General features: G+C 41.3%; 1 protein-coding gene. It reads left to right on the top strand.

All coding sequences use genetic code 11. The features are described 5' to 3' along the window. On the top strand, window positions 1-598 hold a 598-nt coding region (gene tsf / locus DAE25_RS22885), incomplete at both ends, for a translation elongation factor Ts (protein ID WP_107768567.1).

The raw sequence follows: 598 nt of genomic DNA, 5'->3' as shown, positions 1-598 counted from the left end.
CAGACTTCGTAGCTAAAGATGCCGGTTTCTTAGGTTTAGCAAACGAAGTTGCTGATTTCGCATTAGCAAACAAAGGTACAACGATTGAAACGTTAGCGGCACAATTCGAAGAAAAACGTGCGGCGTTAGTGGCTAAAATCGGTGAGAACATGAACATTCGTCGTGTTCAATACTTAGACGGTCAAGTAATCGCACAATACTTACACGGTGCTAAAATCGGTGTATTAGTAGCGGGTGAAGGTTCGGACGAAGAATTGAAAAAAGTTGCAATGCACGTTGCTGCAAGCCGTCCTGAATTCGTAAATCCTGAAGACGTTTCTGCAGAAGTTGTTGAACACGAACGTCAAATCCAAATCGACATCGCAATCAACTCCGGTAAACCGAAAGAAATCGCAGAGAAAATGGTTGAAGGTCGTATGAAGAAATTCACTGGTGAAGTTTCATTAACAGGTCAAGCGTTTGTAATGGATCCTTCACAATCAGTAGGCGACTACTTAAAATCTGTAAATACGAAAGTAACTAACTTCATCCGTTTAGAAGTTGGTGAAGGTATCGAGAAAGTTGAAGAAGATTTCGCAGCGGAAGTTGCTAAAATTAC

It is taken from the genome of Nocardioides terrigena (genome assembly GCF_003047265.1).
GTDB lineage: Bacteria > Actinomycetota > Actinomycetes > Propionibacteriales > Nocardioidaceae > Nocardioides > Nocardioides terrigena.
The sequence above is the reverse complement of the archived record's forward strand: the minus strand, read 5'-3'. Positions and strand labels throughout refer to the sequence as shown.